Origin of the sequence: Paracoccus versutus, assembly GCF_000763885.1 — a bacterium.
Classification (GTDB): Bacteria; Pseudomonadota; Alphaproteobacteria; order Rhodobacterales; family Rhodobacteraceae; genus Paracoccus; species Paracoccus versutus.
Map to the genome: position 1 here is coordinate 42,198 of NZ_JRKO01000023.1, position 14,138 is coordinate 56,335.

At 69.6% G+C, this 14,138-nt stretch carries 12 protein-coding genes; 2 read left to right on the forward strand and 10 right to left on the reverse strand.

The genetic code is table 11. From position 1 onward, the window contains the following. Positions 1-46 precede the first annotated feature (46 nt). A complete protein-coding gene (locus IT40_RS11970; RefSeq protein ID WP_036755121.1) occupies positions 47-1,234 on the reverse strand; it encodes an ABC transporter substrate-binding protein in 1,188 nt (395 codons plus the stop codon). Between the two features lie 215 nt (positions 1,235-1,449). Here IT40_RS11970 and IT40_RS11975 point away from each other — a divergent pair, with 215 nt between their 5' ends. Further along, positions 1,450-2,160, forward strand: a complete 711-nt coding sequence (locus IT40_RS11975; RefSeq protein WP_036755123.1) for a GntR family transcriptional regulator — start codon at positions 1,450-1,452, stop codon at positions 2,158-2,160. An 82-nt stretch (positions 2,161-2,242) separates the two neighbouring features. Here IT40_RS11975 and IT40_RS11980 read toward each other — a convergent pair whose 3' ends face one another. The 9 genes from IT40_RS11980 to urtA form a co-directional block, all read right to left on the reverse strand. Then, complete coding sequence (locus IT40_RS11980) at positions 2,243-3,448, reverse strand: multidrug effflux MFS transporter (RefSeq protein WP_036755125.1); 1,206 nt, start codon at positions 3,446-3,448, stop codon at positions 2,243-2,245. Then, positions 3,445-3,915 (reverse strand): MarR family winged helix-turn-helix transcriptional regulator, encoded by a 471-nt coding sequence (locus tag IT40_RS11985; protein WP_036755127.1) that lies wholly within the window; start codon positions 3,913-3,915, stop codon positions 3,445-3,447. The genes IT40_RS11980 and IT40_RS11985 overlap by 4 nt, the downstream gene beginning before the upstream one ends. A 185-nt stretch (positions 3,916-4,100) precedes the next feature. Next, positions 4,101-6,398, reverse strand: coding sequence for a caspase family protein (locus IT40_RS11990; protein ID WP_084197068.1), 2,298 nt, complete (start codon positions 6,396-6,398; stop codon positions 4,101-4,103). Positions 6,399-6,400: 2 nt separating this feature from the next. Beyond that, positions 6,401-6,748, reverse strand: a complete 348-nt coding sequence (locus IT40_RS28565) for a hypothetical protein (protein WP_147307303.1) — start codon at positions 6,746-6,748, stop codon at positions 6,401-6,403. 270 nt (positions 6,749-7,018) lie between these two features. Continuing rightward, positions 7,019-7,726: an urea ABC transporter ATP-binding subunit UrtE gene (gene urtE, locus IT40_RS12000; protein ID WP_036755132.1), complete on the reverse strand. Its 708-nt coding sequence runs from the start codon at positions 7,724-7,726 to the stop codon at positions 7,019-7,021. Positions 7,727-7,729: 3 nt separating this feature from the next. Then, the gene (urtD, locus tag IT40_RS12005) at positions 7,730-8,470 is read right to left on the reverse strand and encodes an urea ABC transporter ATP-binding protein UrtD (RefSeq protein ID WP_036755135.1); all 741 of its coding nucleotides are present in this window, start codon (positions 8,468-8,470) and stop codon (positions 7,730-7,732) included. Further along, positions 8,467-9,702, reverse strand: coding sequence for an urea ABC transporter permease subunit UrtC (gene urtC, locus IT40_RS12010; protein WP_036755136.1), 1,236 nt, complete (start codon positions 9,700-9,702; stop codon positions 8,467-8,469). Before urtC ends, urtD begins: the two co-directional genes overlap by 4 nt. 1 nt (position 9,703) lies before the next feature. Then, entirely contained in the window at positions 9,704-11,614 is a 1,911-nt protein-coding gene (gene urtB / locus IT40_RS12015; protein ID WP_036755139.1) for an urea ABC transporter permease subunit UrtB, read from the reverse strand. A 49-nt stretch (positions 11,615-11,663) separates the two neighbouring features. Beyond that, the gene (urtA, locus tag IT40_RS12020) at positions 11,664-12,956 is read right to left on the reverse strand and encodes an urea ABC transporter substrate-binding protein (protein WP_036755141.1); all 1,293 of its coding nucleotides are present in this window, start codon (positions 12,954-12,956) and stop codon (positions 11,664-11,666) included. A gap of 384 nt (positions 12,957-13,340) precedes the next feature. On the opposite strand from urtA, the gene IT40_RS12025 reads away from it, so the two are divergent. Further along, positions 13,341-14,135 (forward strand): urease accessory protein UreD, encoded by a 795-nt coding sequence (locus IT40_RS12025; RefSeq protein WP_036755143.1) that lies wholly within the window; start codon positions 13,341-13,343, stop codon positions 14,133-14,135. Positions 14,136-14,138 lie beyond the last annotated feature (3 nt).

Sequence of the window (14,138 nt, forward strand, 5' to 3'; positions counted from 1 at the left end):
TGAAACCGGGGCCATGCGGTCGCAAGGCCCCCGACGCGATGCGGCGTCAGTCGACCTCGGCCACGAACAGGGTCTCGAACTTGCCGCCGCGGTATTCGTTCACGACCAGCGGCACCGAAAGCTGCCGCTTCTGTCCGAAGGAACTTTCGCCGACATAGCGCAGCTTGGCATCGCCGACCATGAAGGGATTGGGCGCCTCGAAGGTGTCGATGGTCTTCTTGAACTCCTCGACGTCGCTGATCGCGGCGGGGTTCGCCTTCAGCGTCTCGATGATGTATTCCAGCGCATAGACCTTGGTGTTCGACTCGTCGTTATATTCGCCGAACATCTTGGTATAGCGCTCCACGAATTCGCGCATCGCGTCCGAGGCCAGCTCCTCGGTCGAGGCGCCGCCGACCGAGATGAAGCCCTCGGCCAGGTCGCCCGCGCCCTCGGCCAGCACGCTGGCATCCTGCGCGGTCTCGGTCGAGATCAGCCCCTCGTAGCCCAGTTCGCGCGCCGAACGGATCAGCTGCGGCGCGTTGGCGGGCGACACACCCGACAGCACCAGCAGGTCGGGCTGCGCCTGCAGCACCGGCAGCAGGACCGGGGTGAAATCGGTGGTGTCCACCTGGTAGGTCACTTTGTCCGACACCACCTCGAGCCCCAGCGCCTTGGCCGCCTCGATGCCGGAATCGCGCTGGCTCAGCGGGTCGGATTCATTGGCGGCGACGAAGGCCACCTTCTTCACGCCCTTGTTCTCCATCAGGTATTTGTAGATCGCCGGGCCGGACTGATAGTTCGCGACCATGCCCAGGATGGCGTTCGAGGCGGGGGCGACATAGAGCGTCTTGGGGAAGGCATAGGGGAAATAGATGATGCCTTTCTGCTCGGCGACCGGGCGGACGGCGGCCGCGCCGTCGTCGACATTCGGGCCGACGACGTAATGCACGCCGTCCTGCGCCATCTTTTCCATCCCGGCGATGGCGCGCTTGGGATCCTTCTGGTCGTCGAAGGCGACGATCTGCACGTCATAGGTCGTGTCGCCGATCTGCACCCCGCCCAGTTCGTTCAGCCAGGCCGCGCGGGCCTCCATCGAGCGCTGGTTGGAAATGCCCCAGGCGGCCGCCGGGCCCGAGGTCACGCCCACGAAGCCGATCTTCAGCTTGGCATTCTCGGCATGGGCCGCCGGGATCAGCGCCAGGGTGGCGACGGCGGCCAATGCGGTGGATTTCAGAAAGCTACGACGCAGCATGAGTTCAGTTCTCCCTGTCTGTTGACTGTCCGGGCAGTGGCTCCAGGCCGCCGCGCGGGTGCTTTTGCGATTTTCGACAAGGCCCATCGTGAACCCGTTAACAGATATGTCAACAATTATGTTAACAATCTGGATCGCGTCGGATTCTTGTTGTAGCCTGGGTTAGACCCTATTTTCGGGGGAACAGAAGGGCATTGCCGGGGAATTGACTGTCGATGGAGTTCGCAGCAGCACAGGACGAAAGCACCGAGATTGGTGAAGAAGACATCGTCGAGCATATTTTCGAAGCAGTCATAGAACAGCGCCTGCCCCCCGGCACCAAGCTTTCCGAATCGGCCCTGTGCGATGCATTCGGCGTCGGGCGGATGCGGATCCGCCGGGCGCTGCTGCTGCTGGCCAGCCGCCAGATCGTCGATCTGCAGGCCAATCGCGGGGCCTTCGTCGCCAGCCCGACCGCGGAACAGGCGCATGAGGTCTTCGAGGCGCGGCTGATGCTGGAACCCTCGATCACCCGCCTTGCGGTGCAGCGCGCGACCGATGCCGAAATCGCCATGCTCGCCGCCCATATCGAGCGCGAGCACGAAGCCCACCACATCGGCAGGCGCCGCGACGCCATCCGCCTGTCGGGCCAGTTCCACGGCCTTCTGGCGCAGGTGGCGGGCAATTCGGTGATGCTGCGGATGATGCGCGAACTGATCACGCGCACCTCGCTGATCATCGGGATTTTCGGCGCGCAGGACATGACCGATTGCCGCGACCACGATCATTCCCGGATCGTCGATGCGATCCGCCGGCGCGATGCCGAGGAAGGCGCGCGCCTGATGCAAGAGCATCTGGCCCAGATCAAGCGCGACCTGGACCTGTCCGGCCGTGCCACGAACGCGCTTGACCTCGTGTCGATCCTGAAGCGCCAGGGCACGTACTGAGCACGTCCTGAGCACGTCCTGAGCCAGCCCCCGGCAAGGCCGCGCGGGCCGGCCGCCGCCGGCTCGGTCCGGGATCGCCGCGTCAGGCCCGGCTGCGATGCGCGATGTGGAACGACAGCTGCGCCAGGATGCCCGCCGCCGTCAGCACCAGCGCCGCGGCCAGGGCCGGATTGCCGCCGATGCCGCTCAGCGCGACGCAGGCCGCGCCGATCACCATCTGGATGAAGCCGTAAAGTCCCGAGGCCGAGCCGGAGGCGGCCGGGTCGAGGCTCAGCGCCTCGGACAGCGCCATGGGCGAGGCGAGCCCGGCGCCGAAGCTCAGCACCAGCATCGGCAGGACCGCCAGGGCCACGCTCAGCGTGCCGCTCAGGACCGCCAGCAGGAACAGCACGGCCCCCAGGCAGCTGATCAGGTTGCCCGCCACCATCAGGCGCCCCATGCGGATGCGGCCCGCCAGGCGGCTGGCGGCAAGGCTGCCGAACCATACGCCCAGCACGTTGAAGGCCAGGTAGAAGGCGACCTCGCTGGCCGGGCGGTGCAGTTGGTCGACGAAGATGAAGGGGGCGGCGCCCAGATAGGCATAGATCGCCGTCGTGGCGAAGCCGCCGCCGATGGCATAGCCCAGGAAGCGGCGCGAGCCCAGAAGCCCGGCATAGCTGCGCATCACCCGGCCCAGATCCCGGCCGTGCAGGTCGGGGCCATGCGGCAGGCGGCGCCAGACCAGCAGCAGGTTTACCAGCCCCAGCGCACAGAGGACCAGGAAGATCGAGCGCCAGCCGGTCGCCTCGGCCAGAAGCACGCCGACCAGCGGCGAAAGGCCCGGCCCGACCATGACCATCAGGTTCATGAGCGACAGCTTCCTTGCCGCCTCTTCGTGCGAATGGCCGTCGCGCAGCATCGCCCGGCCCAGGACCAGGCCCGAGCCGCCGCCGATCGCCTCGAAGAAGCGCGCGACGATCAGCATCTCGATGGTCGGGGCCAGGAATGCCGTCGCCCCGGCAAGGGCATAGATCACCATGCCCGCGATCAGCACCGGGCGGCGCCCGAAACAGTCGGCTATCGGCCCGTAGACGACCTGCGCCAGCGCCAGGCCGACGACATAGGCGCTGAGCGTCATCTGTGCCGCGCCGGCGGTGGTGCCAAAGGCCGCGGCCACCATCGGCAGCGCCGGCACGAAGATATGGATCGCCATGGTGCCGCCCAGGGTAAGCATGGCCAGCAGCCACAGCGGCGCGGGCGCCGGGGCGGTTCGCCAGCCTTGCGGCTCGTGACAGGTGGCCATGGTCATGGGGCGTTGCCTTTGTCGGTTCGTTCCGGCGCCAGCCGGTCAAGGATGCGTTGCAGGACGTCGCGGGCGGCGGCGATCCGGTCCTCGTCGATGCCGGCCAGCACCTCGGCCTCCAGCTCGCGCGAGACTGCAAGGGCGCGGCGGCCCAAAGCCTCTCCGGCCGGGGTCAGGCTCAGGGCCTTGGCGCGGCCGTCCCGCGGGTCGGGCGCGCTGCGCACCAGCCCGTCGGCCTCGAGCCGGGCAAGGATGCGGACCAGGGACGAGCTGTCCAGCGACAGCGCCGCGGCCAGTTCCTTTTGCCGGACCGGCTCGCCTGCGCGGGCCAGCTGGACCAGCGGCGCCAGGCCGGCATCGGTGACTTTGCAGCCCTGGAGCCTGTGGTCGATGGCTTGCCGCCAGCGGCGGCTCGCCTGGCCGATCAGCCTGCCCAGCCGGGGCGGCCGGCCCTGCTCGTCGTCTTCGGACATCGGGGAGATCCTGCTGTGATGCAGAAATAGATGGCATCCAAACCAATTCGCCGCAACGCATGAGATTGCAAACGAGCTATGCGCTGACGGGGCAGCCGTCGGCTGGGCCTGGGGGCAGGCGGACGCAGCGCACCGGCAGAAAAGCCAGGACCGGCGGGGCGGGGTGCTTGCCCGTCCCGGTCGCCTCAGAACAGATCGACGCGGGGCGGGTTCTGCGTCCACCAGGCGCGGGCTGCCATCAGCAGCCGCTCCTGCGGGCCGGCGCGGGGCGGCAAGGCTTCCAGCCCCGCGCGGCTGCCCGCCCGCGCCAATGCCGCGATGGTGGCGGGCCCGGCCCGCCCGTCCACGGCGACCGCTTCGCCCAGCTCGTTCAGGATCATCTGCGCCGCCCGGTCCAGGTCGGCGGCGGCGACCCCCTCCAGCAGCTCGCGCGCGCGGGCGGCCGCCTCGGCAGAGGGCAGGTGCAGCGCCTTGGCGGCGCGCAGGGCGGCATCGGCCGGGCCCAGCGGCCGGGCGTCGCCCCCCAGGATGATGCCGGCGCCATTGGCACCGCCCCAGCCGTCGCCCCGCGCCAGCCCCATGTCATACCAGCGCAGCGCCGCGCGCGGATCGGGCTTGCCCAGCTGGCCGCGCATGATCATCCGGCCCAGGTTCGCGGGCGCAAAGGGATGCCCGCCCTGGGCCGCGCGCTCGAACCAGTCGCGGGCGGCGGCGGGATCGGGCTTCACGTCGCCATGACCGCGCAGCGCCACCAGCCCCAGGTTGTTGTAGCCGTAGATGTCCTTGCGCTCGGCCGAGGCGCGCAGATAGGTCAGCCCGCGCTCGGGCCGGAACCAGCGGCTGTCGGGGTCCAGGAAATAGGCGCCCAGCTCGTTCATGGAATAGGTATGGCCAAGCTCTGCGGCGCGCTCCAGCAGCTCGAAGCCGCGCTGGCGGTCGGCTTCGGCAGGGCCGTTGCGCAGCAGGCGCAGGCCGCGGCTGTGCATGGCAAAGGGATCGCCGCTGGCGATGGCCTGCTCCAGCAGCGCGTTGCCCTGCGCCTCGTCCAGCGGGATCGGCACCGCGGCGCGGTCCACGCGCGGGCTCAGCAGCAGCATGGCGGCGGCATGGCCGGCGCGGACATGGCCGGCCGCGGCGGCGGCGCGAAAGCTGTCATAGGCCGCTTTCAGGTCGCCCGACGCCTGCTGCGCACGGCCCAGCTGGTAGAGCAACCGCGGGACGCCGGGGTTTTCGGCCACGGCCTGCGTGCAATCGGCCAGCGCGCGCCGGGGCTCGATCTGGTTCGGCAGGCGGTAAAGGCCCACGCCCTGAAGGTCCAGCGCATCGCCCGCCTGCACGTCGCAGGCCAGGGCGGGCATCTGGACCGAGACCGTCAGCACGCCGGGCTCGGCGCCGCCGATGCCAAGGGTGAAGCGGTCCCGGACGACATGCTCGGTCCTGCCGGCCATCGGGGTCTCGGCCAGGTGCGGGCGATAGGTCGGGGCGCCGCCGGCAAGGTCGATCTGCCCATGCTGCGGCGCCTCGATCACCGAGACATCGCCCAGAGGGCCGCCGATCCCTTCGGCCAGCCGCTCGCCCAGCGGCAGTTCGCGCGCGAAGGGCAGGGTCAGGTCGACCGCCTGTTCCCGCGCGGGCGCGGCGCTGCGGTTGGGCTGCGAGACGGCGGAATCCGCGGACGGCGGGGCGGCGACGGTCCCGCCCTGGACCAGGTAGAAGGGCTGCACCAGGGTCGAGCTTTCCCAGGGCACCTGCCGGCCGCTGGTCGATTGATAGACGCGCTGGCGCACGTCGGCCAGCATGGTCAGGATGTTTTCATCGGAATATTGCCCGGCCGCGTCCAGGATGGCCTGGGCATAGGGCCCGTTCCCGCCCGCCTCGCCGTCATAGGCCACCTGTCCGGGCGAGGTCGAAAAGGCGACCAACGAATTGATCGGGGTCGAGAAGACCTCGAAGCCGGATTTGGTCTCGAACAGCGTCGCATCAAGATTGGCCGCCAGGCGCAGGTTCGGAAAGGGGTTTTCGCGACAGGCGTCGATCATGGCGACATGGGTCGAGCCGCGGGCCGACAGCAGCTCGACCACCCGGTCCAGGGTGATGGACTGCACCGGCAGGTCGTAGATGCTTTCGAAGGCCACGTCGGTCGGCAGCAGATAGTTGCGCCGCCCGATCTGGATGCCATGGCCGGCATAGAAGAAGACCAGCTCCGATCCCTCGGGAATGTTCAGCAAGGCCGTGCGCAGGAAGGTTTCGAAGCCCGTCCGGTCGAGGTCGTGGGATTCCTGCACGGTAAAGCCGAAGCCGCGCAGCATGTCGGCGATGTCGCGGGCGTCGCGCACGGCATTGTCCAAGGGGGGCGCGCGCTGATAGTCCCCGTTGCCGACGACCAGCGCGATGCGGGCGCCTTCGGCCCCGGCCAGGGTGGTCAGGCCCAGCGACACCGCCGCAGCCAGCAGCAGAGACCTAGCTGGTCGCCCGGCCGACATCGCTAGTCCCAGCCCCCTCCGCCGTCATCGCCGCCGTCGTTGCCGCTGCCACCGCTGCCGCCGTCTCCGCCGCTGTCGCCACCGTCACTGTCGCCGCCGCCCGAACCGTCACCCGAGCCGCCGCCTGAACCGCCGCCGCCGGTTCCGCCACCCGAGCCGCCGCTATTGCCGCCGCTCGAGCCACCGCCGCCGGATTCATTTGCCCGGCCGCCGCCGGTTCCGCCTGTTGACCCGGCCGAGGAAACGGCCGGCTGCGCCTGCTGGCCGGTTGCGGAGGAAGTGGGAACCTCCTCACAGCCGGAAACGAGCGCGATCGCTGCTGTCGAGAGAGTCAGGGCCAGGATACGCATCTTTGCCGCCCCCGTTGCAATGGGACGATGATAGTCCAAATCGCGCAATCCAGCCAGAAATTCCTGCTCGTCCCGACGCCTTTCCCGGCCGGCCGGAACGCCGTGCCGGTGGGTCCGGCCTGACTGTCGCGTCCCGAAACCGCATGTCTTGCACAGGACGGCCGGCGTTGATGCGAGAGGACCGGAGCGCCTTTGCAAAACCGGGCCGGCATGTCGCCGCGAACCCCGTCCCATGGCGCCGCATGGACAGGCCGGGCGACCCTGGACCCGTCAGGCGGCCGCGTGGCCGGCCAGCCGCGCGTGCAGGTCCTCGCGCCGCAGCCGCGCCTTGGGGCCCTGCGCCACCGCCCGGCCGCGCTCCAGCACCAGGAAGTCGTCGCCCAGATCCCAGGCGAAGTCGAAATACTGCTCGACCAGCACGATGGCCATGTCGCCGCGGTCGCGCAGCGCGGCGATCACCCGGCCGATCTGGGCGATGATGTTGGGCTGGATGCCCTCGGTCGGCTCGTCCAGCAGCAAAAGGCGCGGCCGGGTGATCAGCGCGCGGGCTATGGCCAGTTGCTGCTGCTGGCCGCCCGAAAGGTCGCCGCCGCGCCGATGCGCCATCTCGGCCAGGACCGGGAAGCTGTCGAAGATCTCGTCGGGGATGCGGCGCTCGGCGCGCGGCAGGCAGGCGAATCCGGTCTCCATGTTCTCGCGAACGGTCAGCATCGGGAAGATCGCCCGGCCCTGCGGGACGTAGCCCACGCCCATCCGCGCCATCTGCTGCGCGCTGACGCGGCCCAGCTCGCGCCCGTCCAGGCGGATCGTGCCGCCCGAACGCGGATGCCGCCCGGCCAGCAGGGCAAGCAGCGAGGTCTTGCCCACGCCGTTGTTGCCCATCACGCAGACCACCGCGCCGGGCCGGGCGTCGATGTCGATGCCGTGAAGGATCTGGCTGCCGCCATAGTGAAGGGTCAGGTTCCTGGCTTCCAGCATCTCTCAGCGCCCCAGATAGACTTCGATCACGTCGGGATTGCGGGTCACGTGGTCCAGCGTGCCCTCGGCCAGGACCGAGCCCTGGTGCAGCACCGTCACCTTGCAGTCGAGCCGGCGCACGAAATCCATGTCGTGTTCCACCACCACCACGGCGCGGGTCCGCGCCAGCCGCACCAGAAGCGCGGTGGTCTGCTCGCGCTCGGCCAGGGTCATGCCCGCCGCCGGCTCGTCCACCAGCAGCAGCCGCGGCTCTTGCGCCAGGAGCATGCCGATCTCCAGCCATTGCTTCTGGCCGTGGCTCAGCTCGCCCGCCTTGCGGCCGGTGTGTTCGGCCAGCCCGACTTCGGCCGCCAGTTCCGCGACCCGCGCCACCGATGCGGCCGAGGGTTTCCAGAACAGCACCGCAAAGGGGCCGCGGCCGGCTTTCAGCGCCATGGTCAGGTTGGCGGCGACGCTCTGGTCCTCGAAAACGGTGGGGCGCTGGAACTTGCGGCCGATACCGGCGCGGGCGATCTGCGCCTCGTTCATCCGCAAGAGCGAGCGCGAGGTCTCGCCGAAACGGACATCGCCGGAATCGGGCCGGGTCTTGCCGGTCACGATGTCCATGAAGGTGGTCTTGCCGGCGCCGTTCGGGCCGATCACCGCGCGCAGTTCCGCCGCGCCGATGGCAAAGGACAGGTTGTTGATCGCCCGGAACCCGTCGAAGCTGACCGAGATGCCGTCGACCTCCAGAAGCGCGCTCATGCCTTGGCCTCCTTTTCCTGCAAGGCGCCCTGGCCGGGGCCAAGGTCGCGGCCGTGCCGGCGCGGCGGCAGCACGCCCGCCAGCCGGTCGAAGATGCCGGCGATGCCCTTGGGCGCGAACAGCGTGACCAGCACGAAGCTGAGGCCCAGCGCCACCTGCCACCAATCCACCCATTTGACCGTGTAGCCCGGCAGCGGCAGGTCGGGCGCGCGGCCGCCGGTGAACCAGCTGGACAGCAGCGACACCGCGATGGCGCCGATCATCGCGCCGTAAAGCCGGCCGCGCCCGCCGATCGCCACCCAGACCGCCAGGTAGATCGAGGCGATGGGCATCAACTCGGCCGGGTTGATGATGCCGGCCTGCGGGTAATAGAGCGCGCCGGCGACGGCGGTGATCATCGCGGCCAGGGTAAAGACGACCAGCTTGAAGCCCTCGACCGGATAGCCGAGGAAGCGCACCCGCGTCTCGTCGTCGCGGATGGCGCGGATGACGCTGCCGAACTTGCCGCTGACCAGCCAGGCGGCCAGCACGTAGCAAAGCGCCAGCGCCGCGGCCGAGGCCCAGAGGAACCAGACCGACAGCGTGGCCTGCGGGACGCCGTCCAGGCCGGGGATGTTCTGCAGGCCCGACAGCCCGTTGTTGCCGCGAAAGCCGCTGTCGTTCTGGAAGAGCCACAAGGCCAGGGCCAGCGTCATCGCCTGGGTCAGGATGGACAGGTAGACCCCGTTCACGCGCGAGCGGAAGGCAAGCCAGCCGAAGGCCAGCGCCAGCAGCCCCGGCACCGCGACCACCAGCACCAGCTGCGCCGTCAGGCTGTGGGCGAAGGCCCAGGCCAGGGGCAGCTCGGACGAGCCGACGACGCCGAAGATCTGGTTGGCGACGGCCTCGCGCAGTTCCTGCGCGGTGGGCGGGATCGGGTTGCCGGCCATCGCGGCCGCGACGATGGCCTCGGTCCTGGCATACATCAGCCATTGCCCGATCATGTAGCCGCCAAGCGCGAAGAAGGCCATCTGCCCCAGCGACAGGATGCCCAGGTAGCCCCAGACCAGGTCCATCGCCAGGGCGGCCAGCGCCAGGCACAGCGTCTTGCCCAGGATCTTGACGGTCGAGGTCGGCACGACGCCCGAGCCGTAGGCCTGGCTCAGCAGCGTGACGGCAAGGGTAAAGACGGCCAGCAGCGCCAGGACGACCAGCACCGAGGGGTTGCGCAGGATCAGGGGTTGCCGAGTCATGTCAGGCCTCCGCCGCACGGCCGCGCTGCGGGATGATGCCGCGCGGACGGAACTGGATGAAGATCACGATGAACAGGATCATGAAGGTCTGCGCCGCCAGCGTGTTCGAGGGGTTGAAGGATTCGATCACCTTCGACAGCACCCCGATCAGCCCGGCGCCCGCCAGCGTGCCCCAGATATTGCCGACGCCGCCCACCACCACGGTCATGAAGCTTTGCACGATGTATTGCTGGCCCAGCTCGGACGTGACCTGCGCGAAAAGGCCGATGGCCACCCCGGCGATCCCGGCGATGCCCGAGCCGAGGCCAAAGGTCATCATGGCGATGCGGTCGGGGTTGATGCCCATGCTGGCGGCCATGCCGGGGTTTTGCGTGACCGCGCGCACCTCGAGCCCCAGCCGGGTGCGCTTCATGATGAACAGGAACAGCCCCAGGAACAGCACCGCAAGCACCAGGATCGCCACCCGGATCGAAGAGATCGAGATCACGTCGTTCACGGTGATCGCCCCCTCCAGCCATGCCGGCGCGGTCAGCGGCCGGGCCTGGGTGCCGAAGATGTTCTTGGCCAGTTGTTGCAGCGCGATGGACACGCCGAAGGTCGCCAGCAGCGTCTCCAGCGGGCGATGCGCCAGGTGCCGGATCACCAGCCGGTAAAGCGCCACCCCGGCCGCGAAGGTCACTGCAAAGGCCAGCGGCAGCGCCACCACCAGCGACAGGGTGCGATCCGCGATCATGGTCTGGGTGACATAGCCGGTATAGGCGCCCATCATGATGAATTCGCCATGCGCCATGTTGATGACGCGCATGACGCCGAAGGTGATCGCCAGCCCGATGGCGGCTAGGAAATAGATCGAGGCCAGGGACAGCGCGTCCAGCCCCAGGTCGATGCCGGACATCGCCGCCAGCCGCCATTCCGCGCCCCTTTGCGCAGCGCGGGCGGCGTCGGTCACGTCGGGGTCGGCCTCCGCATAGACCTCGAAGAAGCGGGTGCCGGCCAGCGCCGCCTCGGTCTCGGACTCGGTCGCGGCAGGGGGGACGGCGCCCGCGGCCTCCAGCGCCTCATAGGCGCGGTCGCGGGCCTGCGGGTCGGACAGTTCTGCGACGGGAACGCCGCCCACGCGGCCCTGGGCGACATGCGCGGCCAGCGCAGCGCGCTGGTCGGCGGGCGTCAGGCGCGGCTGGATCAGCCCCTCGGCGGTCAGCAGGGCGACGGCGGCCTCGCGCGGGAAATCATCCGAGCCTGGGCGCAATTCGCGGGCGATATTGGCTTGCGGCTCCTCCGCCGCGGCCAGGCGGCGCGTCGCCAGCAGCGGGTTCAGCGCGGCGCGGAAATCCAGCCCGACATCGCCCGCCATCAGCTGGATGGCGGCCACGCGGGCGGCGGGGTCGGTATCGAAGCGGATGGTCAGCAGCCTTTCGATCCGGTCGCGGCGCGCGGCCAGGACGGGATCGGCCTCGGGCGCGGCCGAGCGCAGGGCGGCCAGATGCGCGGCGGTGCCGTCGCGGGCGATGCTGGCCAGCGCGGCGGCGCGGCGGGCGCGGTCGGGGCTGGCGATCTCGCCCGCGACCAGCGCCGATTCGATGACGCCGCGCACGCCGGAATTGGGCCGCAGCATCCTGGGCTCCGCGTCCGCGACAGGCTGTCCCGTCACCGCATCGGTGGCGCCGTCGCCGTCCACGATCACCAGCCGCCCGCCGGCCAGGCCAAGCGCGCGGCCCGCCCAGGCCGACAGCAGCGCCAGCCCCTCGGGGCCGGTGGCGGCGATCTCGGCGACCAGCGGCCCGACCGTGCGGCGCGAGGGCTTTTCGATCTGGTCGAGGTTGTCGGCGACGACGGCTTCCAGCGCCGGGTTGGCGGCGGCAGGCAGGGCCAGAAGCAGCGTCAGCAAAAGGGCGATCAGGCGGCAGGTCATGGGCGCTCCCGTCCAAGGAAGGGGGCGGCGGAACCGCCCCCGCAATCTGTCAGTAATTCGACTGGATCTGCACGCAGCTGTCGGTCTGCGTGTTGAACATGCCGCATTTCCTGTCCTGCCAGTCGGCCTCGAGCACCGCGGATTCGGGCAGGAAGTCGGTCCAGGCGTCGCCGGGCACCGGCTCGGTCTGGCTGACGATGTCGAACTGCCCGTCCTCGCGGATCTCGCCGATCAGCACCGGCTTGGTCAGGTGGTGGTTGGGCAGGACCGTCGCCGTGCCGCCGGTCAGGTTCGGCACCTCGACGCCGACGATGGCGTCCAGCACCGGATCGACATCCGTGGTCCCGGCCTTTTCGACCGCCGCCACCCAGGCGTTGAAGCCGATCACCGTCGCCTCCATCGGGTCGTTGGTCACGCGCTTGGCGTCGCCGATGAACTTGTGCCAGTCCTCGATGAACGCGGCGTTTTCCGGCGTGTCGGCGGATTGGAAATAGTTCCAGGCGGCCAGGTGGCCCACGAGGTTCGTGGTATCCAGCCCCGAAAGCTCTTCCTCGCCGACCGAGAAGGCGATGACCGGGATGTCCTCGGCCGAGACGCCCGCCGCGGCAAGCTCCTTGTAGAAGCCGACATTGGCGTCGCCGTTGATCGTCGAGACCACGCCGACCTTCTTGCCGTCGGCGCCAAGCGCCACCACGTCCGCGACGATCTTGGACCAGTCGGAATGCCCGAAGGGCGTGTAGTTGACGAAGATGTCGCCCTCTGCCACGCCCTTGCCCTTCAGATAGGCGTCGAGGATGTTGTTCGTCGTGCGCGGATAGACGTAGTCGGTCCCGAGCAGCGCCCATTTCTCGACGCCCAGCTCCTCGGTCATGTAATCGACCGCCGGGATCGCCTGCTGGTTCGGGGCGGCGCCGGTATAGATGACGTTCTTCGAGCTTTCCTCGCCTTCATATTGAACGGGATAGAACATCAGCCCGTTGAGTTCCTCCAGCACCGGCAGCACGGACTTGCGCGAGACCGAGGTCCAGCAGCCGAAGATCACGTCCACCTCGGACACGGTCAGCAGTTCGCGCGCCTTCTCGGCAAAGAGCGGCCAGTCCGAGGCGGGATCGACCACCACCGCCTCCAGCGGGCGGCCCAGAAGGCCGCCCTTGGCGTTCTGGCGCTCGACCATCATCAGGACGGTGTCCTTCAGCGTGGTTTCCGAAATCGCCATCGTGCCCGACAACGAATGCAGCACGCCGATCTTGATCGGCTCGCCTTCCTGCGCCTGCGCCTGCGCGGTGCTGGCAAGGCCGGTCGAAACGGCCAGTGCGGCGGCTGCGCTGATAATCCTCTTCATCCCTGTCTTCCCTTCCCTGTGTCATTGGCAGCGGGTTCAGGGGCACTAGAGGCCATCGGCGGCACCGCGCCAAATCCCATGCCGCGGCGCGGCGCCGGGCGACATGCGGTGATGAAGTTTCAGCCAGTTCCGCGGGCGATCGCTTGCCGAACGGGCAGAAATGGATCGAAGCAGGGCCGGGGCGGTCGGTTTTCCCGGCCCAGGTCCGGCACCGGCGGCCAAAGGGCGGCAGGCGTTCGGCGATTGCCCAAAAACCCGTCGCCGTGGCGAATATCCGGGCAGGTTGCCGGGCGTTTTGCCCCGGCCGCTTGGCGGCGGCTGCCCATCGGTTGATCGCCGCCCTGTTTCATGGCCGAGGTCGGGGCAACGCATCGGGATCCGCTCATGGCTTTGGACATCTCCAGTTCGGTTCAGGCATTGCCGCGCAGCCACGGCGCGGCGCAGCTGTCGCGTGCCGAAGGGCGGCTGCGGCGCCTGCACCAGCAAGGCTGCCTCAAGATCCTGATGCCGCGGAACCGCTGCGAGGCGGTGGTGGTCAATACCGCCGGCGGCATCACCGGCGGCGACCGGCTGGCGCTTGGCATCCATGCGGGCCGGGGCGAAAGCCTGACGGTGACGACGCAGGCGGCCGAGCGCGTCTATCGCAGCGCCGGCGGGGCAGGGCAGGTGTCGAACCTCCTGACGCTTGACGAAGGCGCCCGCATCGACTGGCTGCCGCAGGAGACGATCCTGTTCGAGGGCTCGGCCCTCGAACGGCGGCTGACCGTGGAGATGGCGCCGGGCGCGACGCTGCTGGCCGCCGAAAGCGTGGTCTTCGGGCGCGCGGCGCATGGGGAAACGCTGCGCCGGTTCCATCTGCGCGACCATTGGCGCATCCGCCGCGGCGACCGCCTGATCCATGCCGAGGCGATGCGGCTGGACGGGATGCCCACGGGGCCCGCCACCCTGGCGGGGGTGCGCGCCGCCGCCACCATGATCCTTGCCGCGCCGGGGGCCGAGCATGGGCTGGACGCGGCCCGCGCGGCGATCCCCCAGGGCGCCGAGGCCGGGGTCAGCGCGCTGCCGGGCCTGCTGGTGGCGCGGTTCCTGGCACCCTCGGCCCAGGCCCTGCGGGCGGCGCTGGTGCCGCTCATCGCGCATTTCCGCGCCGGCCCGCCGCCGCGCGTCTGGCAATTGTGAGGC

What these genes read in the sequence shown, in the direction of transcription:
- IT40_RS11970 (WP_036755121.1), bottom strand. Translation starts at nt 1,234, where the DNA reads ATGCTGCGTCGTAGCTTTCTGAAATCCACCGCATTGGCCGCCGTCGCC.
- IT40_RS11975 (WP_036755123.1), top strand. Translation starts at nt 1,450, where the DNA reads ATGGAGTTCGCAGCAGCACAGGACGAAAGCACCGAGATTGGTGAAGAA.
- IT40_RS11980 (WP_036755125.1), bottom strand. Translation starts at nt 3,448, where the DNA reads ATGACCATGGCCACCTGTCACGAGCCGCAAGGCTGGCGAACCGCCCCG.
- IT40_RS11985 (WP_036755127.1), bottom strand. Translation starts at nt 3,915, where the DNA reads ATGTCCGAAGACGACGAGCAGGGCCGGCCGCCCCGGCTGGGCAGGCTG.
- IT40_RS11990 (WP_084197068.1), bottom strand. Translation starts at nt 6,398, where the DNA reads ATGTCGGCCGGGCGACCAGCTAGGTCTCTGCTGCTGGCTGCGGCGGTG.
- IT40_RS28565 (WP_147307303.1), bottom strand. Translation starts at nt 6,748, where the DNA reads ATGCGTATCCTGGCCCTGACTCTCTCGACAGCAGCGATCGCGCTCGTT.
- urtE (WP_036755132.1), bottom strand. Translation starts at nt 7,726, where the DNA reads ATGCTGGAAGCCAGGAACCTGACCCTTCACTATGGCGGCAGCCAGATC.
- urtD (WP_036755135.1), bottom strand. Translation starts at nt 8,470, where the DNA reads ATGAGCGCGCTTCTGGAGGTCGACGGCATCTCGGTCAGCTTCGACGGG.
- urtC (WP_036755136.1), bottom strand. Translation starts at nt 9,702, where the DNA reads ATGACTCGGCAACCCCTGATCCTGCGCAACCCCTCGGTGCTGGTCGTC.
- urtB (WP_036755139.1), bottom strand. Translation starts at nt 11,614, where the DNA reads ATGACCTGCCGCCTGATCGCCCTTTTGCTGACGCTGCTTCTGGCCCTG.
- urtA (WP_036755141.1), bottom strand. Translation starts at nt 12,956, where the DNA reads ATGAAGAGGATTATCAGCGCAGCCGCCGCACTGGCCGTTTCGACCGGC.
- IT40_RS12025 (WP_036755143.1), top strand. Translation starts at nt 13,341, where the DNA reads ATGGCTTTGGACATCTCCAGTTCGGTTCAGGCATTGCCGCGCAGCCAC.